This window comes from Megasphaera sp. DISK 18 (assembly GCF_001682955.1).
Lineage (GTDB): Bacteria > Bacillota > Negativicutes > Veillonellales > Megasphaeraceae > Megasphaera > Megasphaera massiliensis.
The window spans coordinates 38570-59880 of sequence record NZ_LUGJ01000063.1 but is presented as its reverse complement, the minus strand read 5'-3'; the positions used below and the strand labels follow the sequence as shown (position 1 = coordinate 59880).

Sequence of the window (21311 nt, the reverse complement as noted above, 5' to 3'; positions counted from 1 at the left end):
TTTATGTTCGGCAGCACCTTTTTTTGCTATAATAAACGTAGTTTAAAAGTCAGGAGGCAAGTTTATGATCGGTGTTATTGTCAACGCAGTGACCTCATCTTTGGCGGCCGTTATTGGAGTCGGATTAAAAAATCGGATATCTGAGCGATTTACGACTCCCGTTCTGTGGGTCATCGCCCTGGGACTGGCGGCTATGGGGATTCAAGGGGCCGTCCAAAGTCAGAATATGCTCCTCGTTTTGGCCAGTATGATTATCGGCACGGTCCTCGGGACGGCCATCCGAATTGAAGACCGGATGAATCAATTCGGGGAATTCCTTAAAACACATTTGAGCCGCGGCGACGATTCTAAATTCGTCAAAGGGTTTGTGACCTTGTCCATGATGGAGACCATCGGTGCCATGGCTATTATCGGACCCATTCAGGCAGCCTTAGGGAGCAATGACTTGCTCTATTTTAAAAGCGCTATCGACGCCGTATCGTCTTTTATTTTCGGCGCCTTATACGGACTTGGCGTCGTTCCCGTTGGGATTGTACTTTTTGTTTATGAAACGATATTCTATGTATTAGCGACCTTCTTGCTGCCGCTGATGACAACCGATGTCGTCCGCGAACTCAATGCTGTCGGCTGCCTCATGATCTTGGCCATTGCCCTCAATATGCTTCAACTGACGAAATTTAAGGTCGCCGACTTTTTGCCGGCCTTATTCATACCCATCATATACTACAGCTTTTTGATATAATCCTTTGTGGGCAGAGATCTGGAATCAGATTTCTGCCTTTTTATCGAATGGAGGGAATATGTTATGAACTTGCAGGACATCATGGATAAACTTCGCCAAGATGAACGGAACAAAGACTATACAGAACGGGGGATTGACCCCATTTTTCAGATTCACGAGGAAGCCAAAATCTTGATCATCGGCCAGGCTCCGGGGCGAAAGGTAGAAGAGTCGGGCATTCCTTTTCATGATAAGTCCGGGGAAACCCTGATGGAATGGATGGGAATCGACGCTTCTGTTTTCTACTCAACCGCCGTTTCCATCATGCCCATGGACTTCTACTACCCCGGCAAGGCGAAAACAGGCGATAAGCCGCCGCGCAAATTCATTGCCGCTGAATATCATCCTGATATTTTATCTCTCATGCCCAACCTGTCCCTGACCTTACTGATTGGGAAATACGCCATGGATTACTATTTAAAAGGCAGGAAAGGGCGCAACCTGACCGAGACGGTAAGAAACTTCGAAGCCTATTTGCCCGATTACTTCCCACTCGTCCATCCCAGCCCGCTGAATTTCCGCTGGCAGGCGTCTAATCCCTGGTTTAAAGCCGATGTCGTGCCGGTGTTAAGAACGTGTATCTCTAAACTTTTATGAGGAAGAACACAAACTGCCGGCTCTTGATTGTTTTTTTGTTTATCGGTTACTATTATACATATTGATGATTTATATCGTCATAAAAAGGAAGCCTTTTGTGATAGGGCTATGGGTGAAGGAGGCAGGCAGATGGATGAGAAGTCATTGCATGAAGTGAATCAGTATAACGATGTAATCTTCCCCGTCGGTCTTTATGAAGTTACGCGCGACAGTATTGTCCCTAAAGGGCGTGGACATTTAGATTTACATTGGCATGAAGAATTGCAATTTACCGTCGTCTCTTCCGGGACTATGGTGATGCAGGTTGACGGCAAGTTATATGATTTAAAGCAAGGGGATGCCATTTTTATTAATCAACGTCTCTTGCATGTATCTCGAGATCTTAGTGAAGGTGGCCGATATTTCAGCATCGATTTACCTTCAAGATTATTAGGCTTTTTTTCGGGAAGCCGGATGGAAAAATCCTATGTTTTTCCCTATACGAGCGATTATCTTTTTCAGACCGTCGTCTTTCAATCGGGAATAGCGTGGCAGCGTGGGATTGTAAGCCACTTGAAAGAGATTGAAACGTTGCTCAAGGAAAAGCGGCAAGGATTTGAATATAGAGTTGCCGTGATATTAGTGACTATTTGGGGAGAAATGCTGCAATATCTTAAGAATGACGTTAGGATTCCCCCAAAGTCATATTATCGCCGTCAGGAACGAATGAGAGCCATGCTTTCTTTTATTCATGAACACTATGCCGAAACTATTCAGTTAGCGGATATTGCGGCTCATGTCGGAATTAGTGTCGGTGAATGCTGTCGATGCTTTAAACAGTTTATTCGCGAGAGTCCGAATCAATATATACTCCATTATCGTATTATGAAGGCTATGGATTTGTTGAGTGATACCGATTGTACTGTTTCAGAAGTATCGTTTAAATGCGGTTTTAGTGATGTGAGTCACTTTATTCTTTATTTTAAACGGCATACCGGATTAACACCCGGTGCATATCGAGAGTTAAAATGATAAATTGTAAATGTTAAGATTTTCATATTATTGGTAGATAATTTCATAGTATAAAAAAGCGCTTTTTTATATACTTAATTCATAACAATGATGCATTATTCGGGATTAAGTAGAAATTAAAAAAGCGCTTTTTTTATTGTAAAGATGTGTAATTCGAAAGGAGATTTTTTCTTATGAGTGTTGGTGCGGTGTTAATCTTAGTGATGTGGCTATTGGCAATTCCTTATATAATCTACATGATTGTTGATGTTAAGCGACATTGGGAGCAGAGCAAGACTGTTAAAGTAAATGTAAAATATAATATATTGGTCAGTGCCGTTTCTAATTTTTTTGATACCCTGGGGATTGGCAGCTTTGCCATTGCAACATCGGCTTGGAAGTTTAAAAAGTCAATGCCAGACCATTTAATTCCAGGAACCTTAAATGCTGTTTTTGTTATCCCTATGTGTATAGAAGGCACGATTTTCATACAAAAGGTAGATGTAGATCCTTTGACGTTAGCCCTCATGATCGGGTTCTCTATGGTCGGAGCCATTGTTGGGGCGAAGGTCGTAACCCGTTTGGATACTGAAAAAATTCGGATTGGCATGGGTATAGCGCTCCTTGTTGTGGCGATTATTACCCTTTGCAAAATTAACGGAGTGGGTCCTTTTGGTATTTTGGGGACGGCTACGGGGTTAACCGGTATGAAACTTGCCATTGCTACGCTGTTTAGCTTTCTTTTTGGGAGCTTTATGGCCATTGGGATTGGCTTCTATGCCCCCTGCATGGCTCTTGTACTCATGTTAGGAATGAATGCGAATATTGCCTTTCCAATCATGATGGGTGCTAGCGGATATATGTGTTTGGCGAATGGGGTTACCTTTATTAAAGCGGGTAAATATGAGCGGATATCAGCCATCCCAATGTTGATTGTGGGCTGCCTGGCCGTTCTCGTGGCAGCCTTTATCGTTACGTCCTTGCCGCTGACGATGCTGACCTATCTTGTATGTGTGGTTATGATTATTTGTTCGGGGACTTTTTTCCGGGACGCATGGAGAGCCAGACAGAAGCATGGTGATGACTCGATAGCGATGACTGAAGCCAGTTGATAGAGAGGGATTGGTATGATTTTTAACATTCAAAAGTGTTCCATCCACGATGGTGAAGGCATTCGGACGATTGTTTTTCTTAAGGGATGTCCTTTGCGATGCAAATGGTGCGCGAATCCTGAGTCACAGATGGGGACGCCGCAAGTGATGGAACTTCCCAGTCGTTGTATTGGATGTGGTCGATGTATGGACGAATGTCCGCAAAAAGCGATTTTTCCAAAAGACAATACTTTTGGCATTGACCGTAAGTTATGTACGCAGTGCTTCCATTGTACGGACATTTGTTGTACTGGCAGTAAGAAGTTGGTAGGTGAAAATCGCACGCCTGAGGAGATTTTTAAGGAAATCTATAAAGACCGCTTTTTTTATCAACAAAATAATGGTGGCGTGACCTTTTCGGGTGGCGAACCACTTCTGCAGCCGGAGCTTGTTTTAGCTATCGCTAAAAAATGTAAGGCCTGTGGCATTAATACGGCTATGGAAAGCTGCGGCGCTGCAGATTTTGAAAAATTTAAAATTGTTTTACCTTATATCGACAGTATGTTCATGGATATAAAGCATATCAATCCGGAGATACACAGAGAACTGACCGGACAGACGAATGAGGTTATTTTAGAAAATATACGCCGCATTGCTGAGACGGGCATGCCGATTACGATTCGGACTCCCGTTATCCCGGGATGGAATGATAGTGTAGAAAATATTCAAGGTATTTCAAACTTTATCGCTGCGATTAAAACGATTCATGAGTATGAACTGTTGCCCTATCATGATTTTGGCAAGAGTAAGTATACGTCTCTTGGCAGAGTTTATGAAGCCGATGAGGTGGAGACCCCTTCAGATAATGCTATGCGTCAGCTGGTAGCGGCAGCAAATGAAGTGTTAGAACTATCTGGTAAGGTTTGTTTTTATACAAAAGACAATACAAAATATATTATTCCGAGCACGGAGCGGGTAAAAAAGGACACAGCCTGCTCAGCAGAAAGTGCTCACTAGTAAAGGAGAAAAAAGATGAGATCAGAACGAATTGCAAAAATGAATGACTTGGTAAGAAACACGAACGCAGTGATCGATTTGGATCGGGCGAGGCTGATGACGGAGTTCTATAGCAAACCGTCTATGGACAATTACATCTTGCGTCGAGCTCATGCTTTTGCTTATTTTCTGGATAACAAACGGATCTTTATCGATAAAGACTTGGAACAGCTGGCAGGGCACTTGGGGCCTGGTTGGCAATACGTTGAAGTATATCCGGATATTACGTCGTGGCTGCAGACCGATTTAGAAACGATGGATACCCGGCAAGAAGATAAATTATCCTTTTTGCCCGGTGAAAAAGATGAATTACGCGAGCTGGTTAAACAGTGGAAAGGTCATTCTTTCGGGGATTTTTCGCGGGCTCAAGAAAGCGAAAAAATTAAGGATATGTTAGCGGCCGGCATTTGTACCCATGGTATTGCCGATCAGTCAACCATGAATCACTCTCCGAACTATGAGGAATTAGTAAAATATGGATATCGGTACTATATCGATGAATGCAAAGCGAAATTGGCGGAGTTTAAAGTTGCCGATGTCTATGATATGGAACAAATCATCGCCTGGCAGTCTATGATCATCGTTATGGAAGCTATTATTCGTTTTGCCCACCGATATGCCGATTTGGCTGAAAAAATGGCCGGAGAATGTGCAGATCCCGAACGGAAGCAGGAACTGGAAGTGATGGCCGAAAACTTACGTGTCGTTCCGGAATTTGCTCCTAAGACCTTTCTTCAGGCAAATCAATTAGTTTGGATAAACCATTTATGCCAGATGTTGGAAGCTGCCGGTGGCGACCATACGCTGGGTCGGTATGACCAGTACATGTATCCTTTCTATAAAAACGAAGTTGATGAAGGTAAGGACGAACAGTATTTTATCGATATTATCAATGAATTTAAGTTAAAAATTTGTGAATTATGGAATGTCCGCTCTGAACAGGAATCGAAAGCCGACCCGGGAAATCCCTTATGGATGCACATCATGCTCGGCGGTGTTCTGCCCAATGGCAAAGACGGCTGCAACGAATTGACACGGGTTTTCTTACGCGGCATGAAACAGTTACAGACGGATGAGCCCTGCATTTCTTTCCGCTGGCATCCGGGGATTGATGAAGAAACGTTCCGTTTGGCAATCGATGTCGTCAAAGATGGTGGAAGTCATCCTGCTTTCTATAACGACAATACGGCTATTGTCTATCTTTTGGGCCTTGGATTTACTTTGAAAGAAGCCCGAAATTGGGGGATTTGCGGCTGCATCGAACCCCATGTTTTAGGGAAAACTGACTTTCAGAGTAATCCGGGATACTTTAATCCTATTAAAATTTTTGAAATTGCACTGCACAACGGCTATGATCCGATCACGAAGAAACAAGTTGGTCCTCAAACAGGAGATGTCCGGGACTTCGTGAATATTCGCCAAGTTATGGAGGCCTATGAAAAGCAGCATAACTATTTCCTCAAGCACTTTGTGGATATGTGTAACCGTACATTGGCAGCGCACGCGTTTGCCTTGCCTACGATTACGGGTTCTCTCTTTTCAGACGGCTGCATTCAACAGGGGAAACTGTTACAGCAAAAAGGCTCCCATCATCACTACAGCGCAATTGGTGTAAGCGGTATTGCCAACGTCGTCGATTCGTTAGCCGCCATTGAAGAGTGTGTCTTTAAAAAGCATTACTTGACGATGGATGAGCTCATGGACCTTTTGGATACCAATTTTGAAGGCCGTGAAGATGTACGTCAAATGCTTCTCAATAAGGCTCCGAAATTCGGTAATAATATTGAGGATGTGGATCAATACGCTGAATGGCTGATTCATTTTATCGAAGATTCTTTTGAACAGTATAAGGATGCGATGGGCGGGGCCTATACCATTCTTGTCGCTACACAGTCCTATAATGTCACCTTGGGTAAATCTCTGGGTGCTACCCCGGATGGGCGTATGGCGAACACTCCTTGTGCCGATAACGTATCCCCTTCGCCAGGGATGGACACCAATGGTCCGACGGCTGTCGTCAACTCTTTGGGATGGTGCGATGAGTTGGTGCCGCAGAGCGGATTGCTTCTCAATCAACGGTTTGATCCAGCCATTGTTGCCGGCGAAAAAGGGATTGATATCATTGAATCTGTGTTCCGGGCTCACTTTGCACAAAACGGATTCCACATTCAAATCAATGTTGTCAATAATGAAGTCCTGCGGGCCGCTCAACAGGATCCGCAGAACTACAAGCATATCTTAGTTCGTGTGGCAGGCTACTCGGCATATTTTGTTGATCTGTCTAAGGAAATTCAGGATAATATCATTGAACGAACGATTCAACGTGGTTTATAAATAGCAGTCGGTGGAGGATACAGACAAGATCTGTATCCTCCCCATATTGATAAAGGAGATATGATTATGAATACAGCAAAAGCAGGAGATTGGGTGCGTATCCATTCTATCGTATTGAAAGCGGAAGAACGGACGGCTAAGTTACCGGAAGATACGAAAAAATGTGATTTAGAAATGTGGACGAAGGGCTTTATCCAGAGTGATGCGGCCATTGGTGATGAAGTTACGGTAAAGACGGCAGCTGGGCGTATGGCTACAGGAATTTTAACAGAAGTCCATCCTTACTATACCCATAGCTATGGCCATTTTGTCCCTGAAATTATTGAAATCGATAAACAACTGCGTTCTATTATGAGAGGTGAAGCATAATGTAAAAAAAAGACTATGCATCGGTGATGAGTCGGTCTAATGAAATTATGAAAAAATCGCTGGGGATTGACTTTAGTCAATTTGAAAGCGGATCGATTGCTTTTGACTATGAAAAACTCATGGAAGCAACGGGATATACCTTAGAAAAAATCATAGAAATTCAAAGCCGGACGGGCGTTGGCAATACGCCTCTTCTTGAATTGCGTAATATAACGAGCCTTGCTAGAAAATATGCAAAACCTGGGTATGGGGCGCGTATTTTTATTAAAGATGAAGCGACGAATGCCTCGGGTAGTTTTAAAGCCCGGCGAGCTGCTTGTGCCGTTGCGCATGCGAAGAAACTTGGCTTTAAAGGAGTTATGGCAGCTACTTCGGGTAACTATGGCGCAGCCGTTGCCTCACAGGCCGCGATGCAGGGATTGAACTGTATCATTGTACAGGAATGCTACGATTCTAATGGGGTAGGTCAGCTGGAAATCATCGAAAAAGCACGTAAATGTGAGGCTTTGGGTGCCGAAGTCCTTCAGCTTACGGTTGGGCCGGAACTCTTTTATACGTTTCTTTCCGTAATGGAAGATACGGGATATTTCAATGCCTCCCTGTATTCTCCTTTTGGTATTGCCGGTATTGAAACCTTAGGGTATGAAATTGCACAACAGTGCCAGGAGAAAGCGGGAAGATTCCCCGATGCTGTTATTTGTACGAATGCTGGCGGCGGTATGATTACCGGTACTGCACGGGGGTTGTTAAAAGCAGGTGCGAGTGACACGACCATGGTTGCAGCCTCCATCGATCTTACAGGCCTGCACATGGCTTCAGACAGACAGTTTAATAAAAAGTCCTGCACGACAGGTCACACCGGCTTCGGTGTTCCCTTTGCCATGGATCCCGACCATTCCGATGTACCTCGCAGCGCTGCCCGTCCCTTGCGGTACATGGATCGATATGTTACGGTAAAACAGGGGGATGTTATGTATATGACGGAGGTATTGGCAAATCTGGAAGGCCTCGAACGAGGACCTGCCGGAAATACGGCCTTAGCGGCAGCCTTTTCCTTGGCACAGGAACTGCCTGAAGATGCCGTAATCGTTGTCAGTGAGACGGAATATACCGGAGCGGGAAAACACATTCAACCTCAGATGTCGTTTGCCCGGGATCATGGCATCGATATTCGGTTTGGTAATCCTGATACAGAAGATCAGCCGGGAGTTAACCTTATTTTGCCGAAGGATCCTTCCTTTATTTGCCATCAAGATGCAGATATCCATCATTTCCGGCAAGCCCTTATTAAAAAGGCCGTGAAAAAATCAGGTGTAGATATGCCTACGGAAGATGATTTGTCTTTTTTGGCAGATGAAACGAAGAGTGATATTGCTTTTGTTAAAGAAACATTGGGTCTGTAAGGAGAGTTTATCATGAAGTTTACGCAGATGCTGACGGCTATTGATACGCATACCGCAGGGGAAGCTGCCCGTTTGATCATTGGGGGTATCCCTAAGTTTCCCGGCAAAACAATGGCTGAAAAAAGGCAGTACCTGGAAACACATAAGGATGGGTTACGTAAATCCCTAATGCTGGAACCGCGGGGACATCAGGATATGTTTGGGGCTTTTATTTGTGAACCCGCCAATGAAGAAGCAGATTACGGTATTATCTTCATGGATTCCAGCGGTTATTTAAACATGTGCGGACACAATACTATTGCAGCCATGACGGTTGCCGTTGAATGCGGATGGGTCGATGTTCCCCAAGGCGAATCTCAGGTAAAGGTTGTACAGGATACGCCGGCAGGTTTGATTCATGGTACTGTTCATCTTAATCCATCGGGTGATGTGGAGTTTGTTTCCTTTGAAAATGTCCCCTCCTTCTTGTATAAGAAAGATATCTCTATCTTTGTTCCTTCCTTGGAGAAAGAGGTGGTTTGTGATATTTCGTTTGGGGGAAACTTCTTTGCCTTGGTATCGGCAGAGCAGGTTGATCTCGATATTTGCCCCAAAAATTCGGAAGTCCTTTGTAAAATTGGCATGGAAATTCGGGATGGTCTTAATCAAAATGTAAGGGTTCAACATCCTATACTTCAGCACATTGCAGGGGTAGATGAAGTTGAATTTTATGGACCGGCCAAAAGCAAGGAGGCTGATTTCCAAAATTTTGTTGCCTTTGGTGACAGCCAGGTAGACCGCTCACCATGCGGAACGGGAACCAGTGCCAAAATTGCCTTTATGCATGCTAAAAATTTGTTGAATGTCGGTGATTCTGTTATTTGTGAAAGTGTATTAGAAACAAAGTTTAAAGGCGAAATTGTGAAAGAATGCAAGGTGGGAGACTATGCTGCTATTATTCCACGCATTTCCGGAACCGCTTCTATTGTTGGATTTAATACATTCTTGATTGATCCCAAAGATCCTCTGAAACAAGGATTCCTATTGAAATAATGGAGATGTAGAAATCAGTTGTTCAGATAGTGAAACGGGTAAGGAAACACTTGGAGCTTCGGCATTTTTCCGTATGGCAAAAACAGATATTTTAGCATAAACAATTATTTATCCTAAGTTAAACGTTATAATAAACGGGATTACATTTTGTAAAACTTAACTTAATGATAAAACATGGAAATAAACTTAATAATCTATTGACTACTGATGGCGATGGCTGTATAATTACAACAACAAATACAGAACAGTGTTGAATGGAAGAAGTAATGTCGGGAACGCCATGACAGAGACCTGCTGAAAGCTGAGAGGCAGGATGGAATACGGACATGAAAAATCATCCAGGAGCTGCTGCCCGAACGCAGATTTGCCAGTAGACGCAGCCGGCAGGCAACCGTTATCCAGCCAGGCATTGGAAGGGAATATCCGGAGATGCTGGAAAAGTGGTCGTTATGACAATAAGAGTGGTACCGCAGAGTGAAGGCTTTGTCTCTTTTTTAGAGGCAAAGCCTTTTTTTGCTCCATCAAAACCGTTTGCGTATTTGTATACTATTTAATGTAATGTGAAAGGATGTGCCTTATTATGATGGATTTCATCGGAAAATTAAGCGGTTTTGTTGGGAAGAATTTAACCTATATCGTCCTGGTCGTCGTTGTGGCAGCTTACTTTGTGCCCAGTGCCTTTTTATGGGCCGTGCCGCATACGGTCCTCCTCTTGGGGATCATCATGTTCGGTATGGGGATGACTCTTCATGCCAGCGACTTTAAATTGATTGTTCAACGGCCGAAGGAAGTCCTCGTCGGTTGTGCCGCTCATTATACGATCATGCCCCTCTTGGCGTATGGCCTGGTCCTGGCCTTTGAAATGCCGCCGGAAATGGCTGTCGGTATGATCCTCCTCGGTTCCTGCCCCAGCGGTACGGCATCGAATGTCATGGGCTTCTTGGCGAAAGCCGACGTGCCTCTTTCCGTTTCCATCACGACCTGCTCGATCCTCTTGGCGCCGATCATGATGCCCTTTATCGTTTGGGGTCTTGCCGGTCAGTGGGTTGAAGTCTCCTTTGTGGCCATGGCCATGACGGTCATGAAAGTTATCTTGGTCCCCTTAGTCCTCGGCCTTTTGGCTCATCGCCTGATGGGGGAAAAGCACGTCGTTTCTTTGTCGAAAATCTTGGTTCTTGTTTCCGCTTTTGGTGTTTTGGTTATCCTCGGCGGTGTCATTGCTGTCAATGGCGCTAAGATTTTGGAAATGGGACTTTTCGTTATCGTCATGGTTCTCCTTCACAATCTCGGCGGTTTCCTTCTCGGGTATTTCGTCACCGGAAAATTGGGTTTCGGGAAAAAACAGCAGCATTCAGTTACCCTTGAAGTCGGGATGCAAAACGATGCCCTGGCCATTTCCTTAGTATCGGTATTCTTTGCTCCGGCCGTCGCCATTCCGGCCGCCGTCGGCGCTCTTGTTCATCAAGTAACGGGATCTATCTTGGCAGGCCTCTTCGCTCGCCACATGGATGCCAGAGAAAAGAAACGTAATGCGGCCCTCCAAGCGCAGGCCGTCATGGATGCCGTTCCGGGCAACCATTAATCATCTGTTGTCAGTATTCTTTATTCCGTATATAATGGACTCATAATGAATATCGGCTCGTTTCTTACGGCAAATAGCCGGCATGGCTTCGCCGTTGGACCTGTGTTTAGAAAGGGAGATGTTGCGTTATGGGTGGCCGCTATGAAGTAAGGTTTCGATATAAAACTACGAGTAAAACGTCTCGAGGCAGTGTCAGTTCCACCATGGTAAATGCTTCCAGTGCTTCCGATGCACGAAATCAGGTTATTGCATCGCACAGCAGTGGGAATGGGATCACGGTTATCTCCGTGGTGAAAAAGCGGTAATTGAATAAAGGTTGATAGAATCTAAACTTGAGAGGCTCCTCTTTAACGTCGGGACCGGAATAAAATCTGGTGCGGCTTAAGGGGAGCCTTTTTACAACTGAAATATATAAGATTTATGTATGCGGAAAGTATAACTTAAAATAATTAGATAAAAAGATAGATAATATATTGACTATTAATTTGAACGGATGTATAATTATCACCAACAAATACAAAACAGTGTTGAATGGAAGTAGTAATGTTAGGGATTTCATGACAGAGACCTGCTATAGGCTGAGAGGCAGGATGGAATCCCGGCGTGAAGTCATCCAGGAGCTGCTGCCCGAACGCAGATTTGCTAGTAGACGCAGCCGGCAGGCAACCGTTATCCGGCCAGGCATTGGAAGGGGAACTCCGGAGATGCTGGAAAAGTGGTCATTATGACAATAAGAGTGGTACCGCAGAGTGAAGGCTTTGTCTCTTTTTAGAGGCAAAGTCTTTTTTTTGCTCCATCAAAACCGTTTGCGTATTTGTATCTTATTTAGTGTAATGTGAAAGGATGTGCCTTACTATGATGGATTTCATCGGAAAGTTAAGCGGTTTTGTTGGAAAAAATTTGACTTATATCGTTCTTGTCGTCGTTGTGGCAGCTTACTTTATGCCCGGTGCCTTTTTATGGGCCGTGCCGCATACGGTCCTCCTCTTGGGGGTCATCATGTTCGGCATGGGCATGACCCTTCATGCCAGCGACTTTAAATTGATCCTCCAGCGGCCGAAGGAAGTTCTCGTCGGTTGTACCGCTCATTATACGATCATGCCCCTCTTGGCGTATGGCCTGGTCTTGGCCTTTGAAATGCCGCCTGAAATCGCCGTCGGCATGATTCTCCTCGGGTCTTGTCCGAGTGGTACGGCGTCGAACGTCATGGGGTTCTTAGCGAAAGCTGACGTTCCCTTGTCTGTTTCCATTACGACCTGCTCGACCTTGTTGGCGCCGATCATGATGCCTTTTATCGTTTGGGGTCTTGCCGGTCAGTGGGTTGAAGTCTCCTTTGCCGCCATGGCCATGACGGTTATGAAAGTTATCTTAGTTCCCCTGGTTTTAGGTCTTTTGGCTCATCGTCTCATGGGGGAAAAGCATATCGCTTCTTTATCGAAGGTATTGGTCCTCGTTTCAGCTTTTGGCGTTTTGGTCATCGTCGGCGGTGTCATCGCTATCAATGGGGCTAAGATTTTAGATATGGGCATCTTCATCATCCTCATGGTTCTCCTCCATAACCTCGGCGGTTTCCTCTTAGGTTATGTCGTTACGGGTAAATTGGGACTCGGGAAAAAGCAGCAGCATTCCGTTACTTTGGAAGTCGGAATGCAAAATGATGCCCTGGCCATTTCCTTAGTATCGGTATTCTTTGCCCCGGCTGTCGCCATTCCGGCTGCTGTCGGAGCCGCCATCCATCAGGTAACGGGATCTATCTTGGCGGGAATCTTTGCCCGTCATATGGAAGCTCGGGAACAGAAACAACGTGCGGCCATCAAGGCTCAAGCGGTCATGGATGCCGTACCGGGAAATCATTAGTTACAAGGGGGCTGTCGTATTTTGGCGATGGCCTCTTTTTCTTGGTTAAAGGCGGGTATCTTTTTGGCATGAAAAAATCACCACTCCGATGATAAGGAGTGGTGATTGAAATGAATCGAGTACGATGGAACCGATCTCAAATGGCTTGGGGGAAGGCGTTGGTCAGGATGGTTGCCCCGCCTTCCGTCGTCTTGGTCTGTAGGCCCGGAATGGTATTTCCCGTCGTTTCGAGGTCCGTCGGAATGCGTTTATACGGGAGCTTTCGTAAGATCCGGGTCATGGCCGGATAGAGGATGTCGTCGGGATTGTTTAGAATCGACGTCGATTCGATGTCGTAGCCGCTGTCAGAATAGCTGCTCATGCGGTCGGTGCGCTTGTCGTAGGCATAGACTGTCAGACGGTAGCGGTATTCGGTATACGTTTCGCCGCCGTCGCGGAAGCGATAGCTTCCCATGAACTGACGCCAGTACCAGGTCTGTACGACCGGGACCAGGACGACATCGGCGTTATACTGACTGGAAATTGCCCGCAGATTTTCTTCAGTTACGTCCGAAGGAGACAGGATGGCTGACGATTCGATGCGGTCCCAATAGGGGATGCGGAAAGGCTGTATCAAGGCCCGTTTCATATATCGGGCTGCGTAATTGTCCTGCGTCGTATCGGCGATGATGACGGTACGCATGTTGTCGAAGCGAACGTTGTCGGCATTGACGACCGTAAGGGTCAGCAGGAAGAACAGGAGAAGGAGAAATATTTTTTTCATGAAGGCACCTCCCGTCAGATTAGAAATTGCCGTTATCGTTTAAGAGGGGACGCGTATCGTCGGCTTGTGGAATATATTGTTCCAAGGCGGCCAACATCTTGTCCTTGTCCATGGGCAGGGTGCCGCCGACGGGGAAGAGGTTCGATACGTGATTGCTGCGGAAGATACAAGGATTGGTCATTTCCGTATGGCGCAGGATCATGTCCAATTCTTTGAGGAAGCCCCGGGCCGTAAGGGGCTTGAATTTACCGCTTATGACATCGTCGTAGAGGGGGACTTCATGGGGTATGATGAGGGACAAGGCGCTGAGCATGGTCGGGTTGATGGCCGAGACGACTTTGGCCGTATGGAGGGCATGCTCTTTTGTCCGTTCCTGACCGCCGAGGCCGAGGAGAATCATCGTCGACAGCTTCATGCCGGCGGCTAAGGCTTTTTTGCCGGCTTCGATGGTAAGGTCTGCCGTCGTTCCCTTGTCGACATAGGTCAGGACGTCGTCGTCACCGCTTTCGATACCCATGTATACGATGGCAAGGCCTGCTTCGCGGAGGCGCTTCAATTCTTCCGGCGTCTTGCGGATTAAATCGGCCGGCGTCGCATAGGCGCCGATACGGGTGAGCTTGGGGAACTTTTCGTAGCATTTGTTCATGATCGTGATTAAGGTATCGGTCGGCAGTACCATGGCATCGCCGTCAGCCAGGAAGATGCGCCGAATAAAAGGCAGGGCTTCGGCACCGCGTTCGATGATCCCTTCGATTTCTTCGAGGGGACGGATGCGGAATTTCGAGGCTTTATACATATTGCAGAAACGACAGGTATTATGGGAACAGCCGATGGTTACGCGCAGGATAAAGCTGCGGGCTTCACTGGGCGGACGAAAAACGAGGCCGCCGGCGTCGTCAATGATCATATAAATCACACCTTTCAAAAGAAAGCAGATAGATTATCAATACATGGTCTATTATACACGAAAAATACGTATTACGAAATAGACTCAGCCGGCGTTTTTTTCTGCAGGATGATGATGAATACCGTTGCGATGATGCAGGCGTAGCCGACGAGTTCGACGGGATGGAAGGTCGTTCCCAAGACGATGGCTGAGGTCACCGAGGCGATGACCGGTTCCAAGGTTCCTATTAAGGTAGCCTTCATGGGGCCGATTTCACTGATGCCGGTGACAAAGGCCGTAAAGGAAATGGCCGTCCCGACGATGACAATGAAGGCTACGGCAAACCATCCCATAGCGTCGAGGGCCGGCCAGTGGGTCCAAACCTGTGTCGACAGGCCTAAGACGATACTGCCGGTAATCATGCCCAGACCGTTGGTGATGAGGGCACCCCAGTGGGCGGCCAGGCCTTGAGATAAAACGGGATAGGCGACACCGGCGACGGCGCCCATGAGGCCCCAGGTCAGGCCAAGGGGCGAGAGGACCATCGTCGACGGGTTGCCCTGGGTTGCTGATAAGTAGACGCCGCCAAAGGCCAGGAAGACCGAGATGATTTCCCTCGTCGTCGGCCGCTTATGGAAGCGAACGGCTAAGTAGAAGGACATAAAGACGACGCAGAGGGTCTGCAGGACCGTCGCCGTGCCGGCGTTGGAATTTTTTATGGCTGATAAATAGGAAAATTGGCTTAGGGTGAGACCGAAAATCGCAAAAATGACCAAATGCCGCAGACTGATCGGGTCATGCAGCATCTGTCGAATTAAATGGCTTTTTTTCGGTATGACCATGAACGTTAGGAGCAGGCCGGCCAGGGCCATGCGAATCGATGCTACCCATGAGGGTTCTACGGGATAATTGGAGAGCAAAAACTGACTGGCGACGCCGTTAACGCCCCACGTCACTGCTCCGATGACACAAGCTATGATACCATGCTGCGTTTTGGTCATGCTAAGACCTCCTTTGCCGTGTGTATTATCCTTTAAGTATACACGAGAGCTAATAGAGGGGCAAGGGGAGTCCGTTTCCCGCAAGAGCGGCGCATATGGGCATAGAAAAAAGAGCTGCTGAGGCAGCTCTTTTTTCTTATTTCTTACCGTTCTTGCCGTGTTTCTTTTCAAAGGCGATCATATGAGCTTCTTCATCGGAATGGCCGTCGGCCTTGGCCTTTTCGATGAGGGAAACCATTTCTTCATAGGCTTCGGGAATGACTTTGGTCAAGTGATTTACCGTGTCGTCCCAATTTTCCAGGAGAATATGGCCTAAGTTACTGTCCGTGTAGCGGACGTGTTTTTCAAGCATCATCTTGACGGCTTCTTTTTCGGATTCATCGGCCAGTGGTTCCAGTTTTACTAAGTCGGTGTTACATTTTTGCGGGTCTAAGTCGTAGATATAGGCGATGCCGCCGGACATGCCGGCTGCAAAGTTGTGTCCCGTCTGACCGAGGATGAGGACCCGGCCTCCGGTCATATATTCACAGCCGTGGTTGCCGACGCCTTCGACGACGGCGTCGATGCCGCTGTTGCGGACGCAGAACCGTTCGCCGGCCGTGCCGTTGATATAGGCTTCACCAGCAGTCGCTCCATAAAAGGCGACGTTGCCGATGATGATGTTGTCTTCTGCCGGGAATACCGATTCCCGCGGCGGCGATACGATGATTTTCCCGCCGGAGAGTCCCTTACCCAGGTAGTCGTTGGCATCGCCTTCAAGGGTCAGCGTTAGGCCATGGGGAATGAAGGCGCCGAAACTCTGGCCGGCTGAACCGACGAAGGAAAGACCAATCGTATCTTCCGGAAGGCCTTTTTCGCCGTAGGCTTTGGTGATTTCACTGCCCAGGATGGTCCCCGTGACGCGGTCTGTATTCTTGATGCGCAGGCGGGCCCGGATATGTTTCTGCTGTTCCAGGGCCGGTCGGCACATGCGGACCAGTTTGGACATATCGAGGGTCGTATTGATTTTGTGATCCTGAGGCGTCGTGAAGTGATGGCCGACGGAAGCATCCGTATACGGCCGGTACAGGAGGTTCTTTAAATTGACGGTCCGGGCCTTCCAGTGGCTTATATGATCCCGCTGTTTTAAGCAGTCGTAGCGGCCAATCATTTCTTCTACCGTATGGAAGCCCAGGCGGGCCATGATTTCCCGGAGATCTTCGGCGACGAAATGCATGAAGTTGATGATGTATTCCGGTTTGCCTTTAAAGCGTTTGCGCAGTTTTTCGTCTTGTGTGCAGACGCCGTACGGGCAGGTGTTGAGGTGGCAGACGCGAAGCATGTGGCAGCCGATGGCAAGTAAAGGTGCCGTGCCGAAGCCGAAACGTTCGGCGCCGAATAAGGCGGCAATGGCGACGTCGCGGCCGGTGAGGAGCTTTCCGTCTACTTCTAAGGTGACACGATCTCGCAGACTATTGAGGAGGAGGGTCTGCTGGACTTCGGCCAAACCGATTTCCCAGGGCAGGCCGGCATGGCGCAGGCTCGTCCGCGGTGAGGCTCCGGTACCGCCATCGTAGCCGCTGACGACGATGGAATCGGCCTTGGCCTTGACGACGCCGGCAGAAATGGTGCCGATGCCGGCGCCGGACGTCAGTTTTACGCCGATGGACGCATGGCGATTGGCATTCTTCAAATCGAAGATGAGTTCGGCCAAGTCTTCAATGGAGTAGATGTCGTGATGAGGCGGTGGTGAAATGAGGGCGACGCCCGTCGTGGCGTGACGAGTTTTGGCGATGTCCGGGTAGACTTTATTTCCCGGCAGATGGCCGCCTTCCCCCGGTTTTGCCCCTTGGGAGCATTTGATCTGCAGCTCGTCGGCATGGATGAGGTAGTCGCTGGTGACGCCGAATCGGGCCGAAGCGACCTGCTTGATGCCGTCGTTCTTTTCGGTATGAAAGCGGGCGGCATCTTCGCCGCCTTCGCCGGTATTGCTCATGCTGCCGAGGCGGTTCATGGCGGTGGCGATGCATTCGTGGGCTTCTTTGCTGAGGGCGCCGTAACTCATGGCGCCGGTGCGGAAGCGCTTGACGATGGAATCAGCCGATTCGACTTCTTCGATAGGGATGCTGCAGCCGGCAGGATATTCAAATTCGAGGAGATCGCGCAGGCGGAAAATCGTCTCTCTGTTGACATGAGCGGCATACTTTTTATACGTGGCATAGTCATTGGTCTGTACGGCTTTCTGCAAAAGCTGTACCGTTTCCGGGTCGATGATATGGGGCTGGCCGCCTTTGTGGTATTGGTAGAAATCACCGCGGTCTAAGGCATCCCCCGCTTGGTAGGCTTCTTTATGGCGCAGGGCGTTTTCGGCTGCGATTTCGGAAATTCCCAGGCCTTCGATGGGCGACGGGGTGTTGCAGAAATACTTGTCGATGAGGTCGCGGCTGATGCCGACGGCTTCAAAAATCTGGGCGCCGTGATAGCTGTGGATGGTTGAAATCCCCATCTTAGACATGACGGCTAAGATGCCTTTTACGGAGGCGTCGATATAGTTTTGCCGGGCCTGTTCATAATCGAGGCGGGGCAGCTTTTTGCCGGCAATCAGTTCTTTAATCGATTCTAAGGCGATGTAAGGATTGATGGCTGTAATGCCATAGCCGATGAGGGTGCAGAAGTGATGGACTTCCCGCGGTTCTCCCGATTCCAGGACGAGTCCGACGTCGGAACGGACGGCTTTGTCGATAAGGTAGTGGTGTAAAGCTGCCGACGCCAAGAGGGCCGGAATGGCGGCCATGCGGGAGTTGATGCCTCGGTCCGATAGGACCAGAATATTGGCCCCGTTTTTGATGGCCTTCAAGGCATCGATACATAGCGATTCGATGGCTGTTTCCATCCCTTCAGCCCCATTGTTTACGGGATAGAGCATGGATAAGGTAGCTGTGTGGAGCTTGGGCGTCATGAGTGACTTGATGACGGCCAGCTGTTCATTGGTCAGAATGGGCGTCTTTAAGTACAACGCTGCCGTCGAGGCTTCATTGGGCTCCATGATATTGGCTACGTTGCCGACCATGATCGATGACGACATGACCGTCTTTTCGCGGACACCGTCGATGGCCGGATTGGTGACTTGGGCGAAATTTTCTTTAAAATAGTCATATAAGAGTTGGGGCCTGTCGTTCAGGACGGCCAGGGGAACGTCGACACCCATGGAATCGATGGCATGGTGTCCGTCGCGGGCCATGGGCAGGATGACCTTGTCCATGTCTTCTTGCGTATAGCCGAATACTTTTTCCTGTTCCTTTAAATCATAAGGGATGATGGCTTCACTGTGGGGAAGCGCCTGGGTATCCATGAGGTCGTCGAGGTCGGTGATATGTTCTTTGTACCAGTCAGCATAAGGATGTTCAGATGCGATTTCGTGCTTTATTTCATCGTCGCCGATGATGCGTTGTTTTTTCGTATCGACGAGGAGCATCTTACCCGGTTCGAGGCGCCCTTTATAAAGGATGTCTTCCGGTGGGACCGTGACGACGCCGACTTCAGAACTGACGATAACCCGGTCGTCGCGGGTGACATAGTAGCGCCCCGGCCGCAGGCCGTTTCGGTCGAGCATGCCGCCGATGACCGTGCCGTCGCAGAAGCCGATGGCTGCCGGTCCGTCCCAGGGTTCGAGCATGAAGTTGTGGTAGCGGTAGAAGTCGCGTTTTTCGGGGCTCATCAAGGGATCCCGTTCCCACGGTTCCGGAATCATCATCATCATGGCGTGGGGCAGGGAATGGCCGGTCATGTAGAGGTATTCCAGGCAGTTATCGAACATGGAAGAATCGCTGCCCGTGTCATCGACGACGGGAAATACCTTTTCCAAATCCGGGAAGAAGGCCGATTTCGATTTGCCTTCGCGGGCATTGAGCCAGTTGATGTTTCCCTGAATCGTGTTGATTTCTCCGTTGTGGACGATATAGCGATTCGGATGGGCCCTGGCCCAGCTGGGGAAGGTATTGGTGCTGAAGCGCGAGTGGATGAGGGCCATAGATGTGATGAAGTCCAGGTCCGATAAATCGAGGAAAAAGTGGCGCAGCTGCACCGATGTCAGCATGCCTTTATAGACGATGGTCTTCGACGACAGGCTGGCGATATAGAAATCCGTTCCCTGTTCCTGACTTTTGGGAACGATGGCTTTTTCGGCTAATTTTCGGATGACGTATAGTTTCCGTTCGAAGTCCATCTGGGTCTTCATGGCCGGGTCTTTGCGAATAAAGACTTGCAGAAAATGGGGACACGTTTTTTTTGCGATATTGCCGATCAGGCTTTCGTCGACAGGGACGTCACGCCAACCGAGGATAGAAAGGCCTTCGGCACGGACGATGTCTTCAAAGGCATCCATTTGTTCCTTACGAAATGTTTTATAACGATGTGCAAAAATCATGCCGACGCCATAGTCGCCCTCGTCGGGCAACGAAAAGCCGAGGACGTCACATTCGCGGCAGAAGAATTGGTGCGGTATCTGAACTAAGATACCGGCGCCGTCACCGCTGTTGGCATCGGCACCTTCGGCGCCGCGATGGCGGAGATTTTCTAAAATCGTAAGGGCGTCGTCGATGATGCTGTATGATTTTATCCCTTTTATATTGGCAACGATGCCGATGCCGCAGGCATCGTGTTCGTATGACGGATCATACAAGCCTTGCGGCTCTGGCAGATCACGCATTTTCTTATTCATAGCCAAGTCCCCCTTTGCGTATATAAAAACGAGCCGTCACTGTATGAGAGAGGGCTCGTGGATACTGTGGTGCACTTATGATTATAGACGATTTATAAGGGTGATGCAATGACTTTTTTGAATGTATGAACAAAAATACCGATAATTTTAATGTAAAAATCGAATTAAATATTATTTTAAAAAGAATTGTCGGGAAAAACGTGAAAATTGTTGTCTGAATAATGAGGCTCCGCCATTAGCTGGGTGACGCATCGTTTCGGCTGTAATGCCGGCGCCTTCTAAGGTCTCGGCCGATTTTCGTCCAATGGCGGCGACGCGGATGTCGGGCCGGCAGAGGCTGAGCAGGGCTTTGGCATAAGAAAGACCGGCCGCCAGTTCGGTATCACTCGGTGTGCGGTTGGAGAAGGGCGACTTTTTATGAGGATGGAAGGGAAAGATGTTCCACAGCAGCACATCCTGGGGATCAATCCCGTTGTCGACGATGGCGCCCCAAACGTAGGTGTCGGTCGGCTCGTTCATGCCCTTTTCCTGCTGAGGTCGACTGGTCATGAAAGTGCAGTCCGGACGGCTCGTGCGCTCGCCGCGACGGTCTAGGATGATGGCTGAGGATATCTGTTTATGCTCATCGAGGAGCATCCGTTCACAGGTGATGGGAATTCCCGTAAAGCGGCAGCCCTGGTAACCGGCAGCTTCGGCAATGAGTAAAATGCGGGCGCGGCTCAGGCGGGGTTCCAAGTAATCCTGAAGCTGACGGCAGCGGATATCCGGCGCTTCCGGACCGATGTCGCACTGTTCGTCGTAGTCTGACCAGGGGTTGAAGACGTCCGGTTCATGGTAAGCGCAAAGTGACTGGATAAGATTTTTCATGAT

General features: G+C 48.3%; 16 protein-coding genes and 2 other annotated features. Of the genes, 11 read left to right on the top strand and 5 right to left on the bottom strand.

The window, feature by feature from the left end; translation table 11 throughout:
* Positions 1-64: 64 nt before the first annotated feature.
* From A0U42_RS10780 to A0U42_RS10730, 11 genes are all read left to right on the top strand, one after another.
* Positions 65-742, top strand: a complete 678-nt coding sequence (locus tag A0U42_RS10780) for a DUF554 domain-containing protein (RefSeq protein ID WP_065360979.1) — start codon at positions 65-67, stop codon at positions 740-742.
* 63 nt (positions 743-805) lie between these two features.
* Positions 806-1378, top strand: a complete 573-nt coding sequence (locus tag A0U42_RS10775; protein WP_065360978.1) for a uracil-DNA glycosylase family protein — start codon at positions 806-808, stop codon at positions 1376-1378.
* Positions 1379-1507: 129 nt separating this feature from the next.
* Positions 1508-2389 (top strand): helix-turn-helix domain-containing protein, encoded by an 882-nt coding sequence (locus tag A0U42_RS10770; RefSeq protein ID WP_065360977.1) that lies wholly within the window; start codon positions 1508-1510, stop codon positions 2387-2389.
* 173 nt (positions 2390-2562) lie between these two features.
* Positions 2563-3480, top strand: a complete 918-nt coding sequence (locus A0U42_RS10765) for a sulfite exporter TauE/SafE family protein (protein WP_065360976.1) — start codon at positions 2563-2565, stop codon at positions 3478-3480.
* Positions 3481-3495: 15 nt separating this feature from the next.
* Positions 3496-4476, top strand: a complete 981-nt coding sequence (locus tag A0U42_RS10760) for a glycyl-radical enzyme activating protein (RefSeq protein ID WP_065360975.1) — start codon at positions 3496-3498, stop codon at positions 4474-4476.
* Positions 4477-4491: 15 nt separating this feature from the next.
* Positions 4492-6849: a pyruvate formate lyase family protein gene (locus A0U42_RS10755; protein WP_065360974.1), complete on the top strand. Its 2358-nt coding sequence runs from the start codon at positions 4492-4494 to the stop codon at positions 6847-6849.
* Positions 6850-6915: 66 nt separating this feature from the next.
* Complete coding sequence (gene ortA / locus A0U42_RS10750; protein ID WP_065360973.1) at positions 6916-7218, top strand: 2-amino-4-oxopentanoate thiolase subunit OrtA; 303 nt, start codon at positions 6916-6918, stop codon at positions 7216-7218.
* Between the two features lie 23 nt (positions 7219-7241).
* Positions 7242-8621, top strand: coding sequence for a 2-amino-4-oxopentanoate thiolase subunit OrtB (gene ortB / locus A0U42_RS10745; protein WP_255304175.1), 1380 nt, complete (start codon positions 7242-7244; stop codon positions 8619-8621).
* 12 nt (positions 8622-8633) lie between these two features.
* Entirely contained in the window at positions 8634-9653 is a 1020-nt protein-coding gene (locus A0U42_RS10740; protein WP_065360971.1) for a proline racemase family protein, read from the top strand.
* A gap of 241 nt (positions 9654-9894) precedes the next feature.
* Positions 9895-10147, top strand: a binding site (T-box leader).
* 86 nt (positions 10148-10233) lie between these two features.
* The gene (locus tag A0U42_RS10735; protein ID WP_083122548.1) at positions 10234-11235 is read left to right on the top strand and encodes a bile acid:sodium symporter family protein; all 1002 of its coding nucleotides are present in this window, start codon (positions 10234-10236) and stop codon (positions 11233-11235) included.
* 518 nt (positions 11236-11753) lie between these two features.
* Positions 11754-12004 (top strand) — a binding site (T-box leader).
* 86 nt (positions 12005-12090) lie between these two features.
* Positions 12091-13092, top strand: a complete 1002-nt coding sequence (locus A0U42_RS10730; protein WP_083122546.1) for a bile acid:sodium symporter family protein — start codon at positions 12091-12093, stop codon at positions 13090-13092.
* A 136-nt stretch (positions 13093-13228) separates the two neighbouring features.
* Here the strand turns inward: A0U42_RS10730 and A0U42_RS10725 are convergent, their stop codons facing one another.
* The 5 genes from A0U42_RS10725 to A0U42_RS10705 form a co-directional block, all read right to left on the bottom strand.
* Complete coding sequence (locus tag A0U42_RS10725) at positions 13229-13855, bottom strand: hypothetical protein (protein WP_065360970.1); 627 nt, start codon at positions 13853-13855, stop codon at positions 13229-13231.
* A 19-nt stretch (positions 13856-13874) separates the two neighbouring features.
* The gene (locus A0U42_RS10720; protein WP_065360969.1) at positions 13875-14762 is read right to left on the bottom strand and encodes a radical SAM protein; all 888 of its coding nucleotides are present in this window, start codon (positions 14760-14762) and stop codon (positions 13875-13877) included.
* A 71-nt stretch (positions 14763-14833) separates the two neighbouring features.
* Positions 14834-15742: a DMT family transporter gene (locus A0U42_RS10715; protein ID WP_065360968.1), complete on the bottom strand. Its 909-nt coding sequence runs from the start codon at positions 15740-15742 to the stop codon at positions 14834-14836.
* Positions 15743-15878: 136 nt separating this feature from the next.
* Positions 15879-20441, bottom strand: a complete 4563-nt coding sequence (gene gltB / locus A0U42_RS10710; protein WP_065360967.1) for a glutamate synthase large subunit — start codon at positions 20439-20441, stop codon at positions 15879-15881.
* A 171-nt stretch (positions 20442-20612) separates the two neighbouring features.
* Entirely contained in the window at positions 20613-21308 is a 696-nt protein-coding gene (locus A0U42_RS10705) for a uracil-DNA glycosylase (protein WP_065360966.1), read from the bottom strand.
* Positions 21309-21311: the final 3 nt, after the last annotated feature.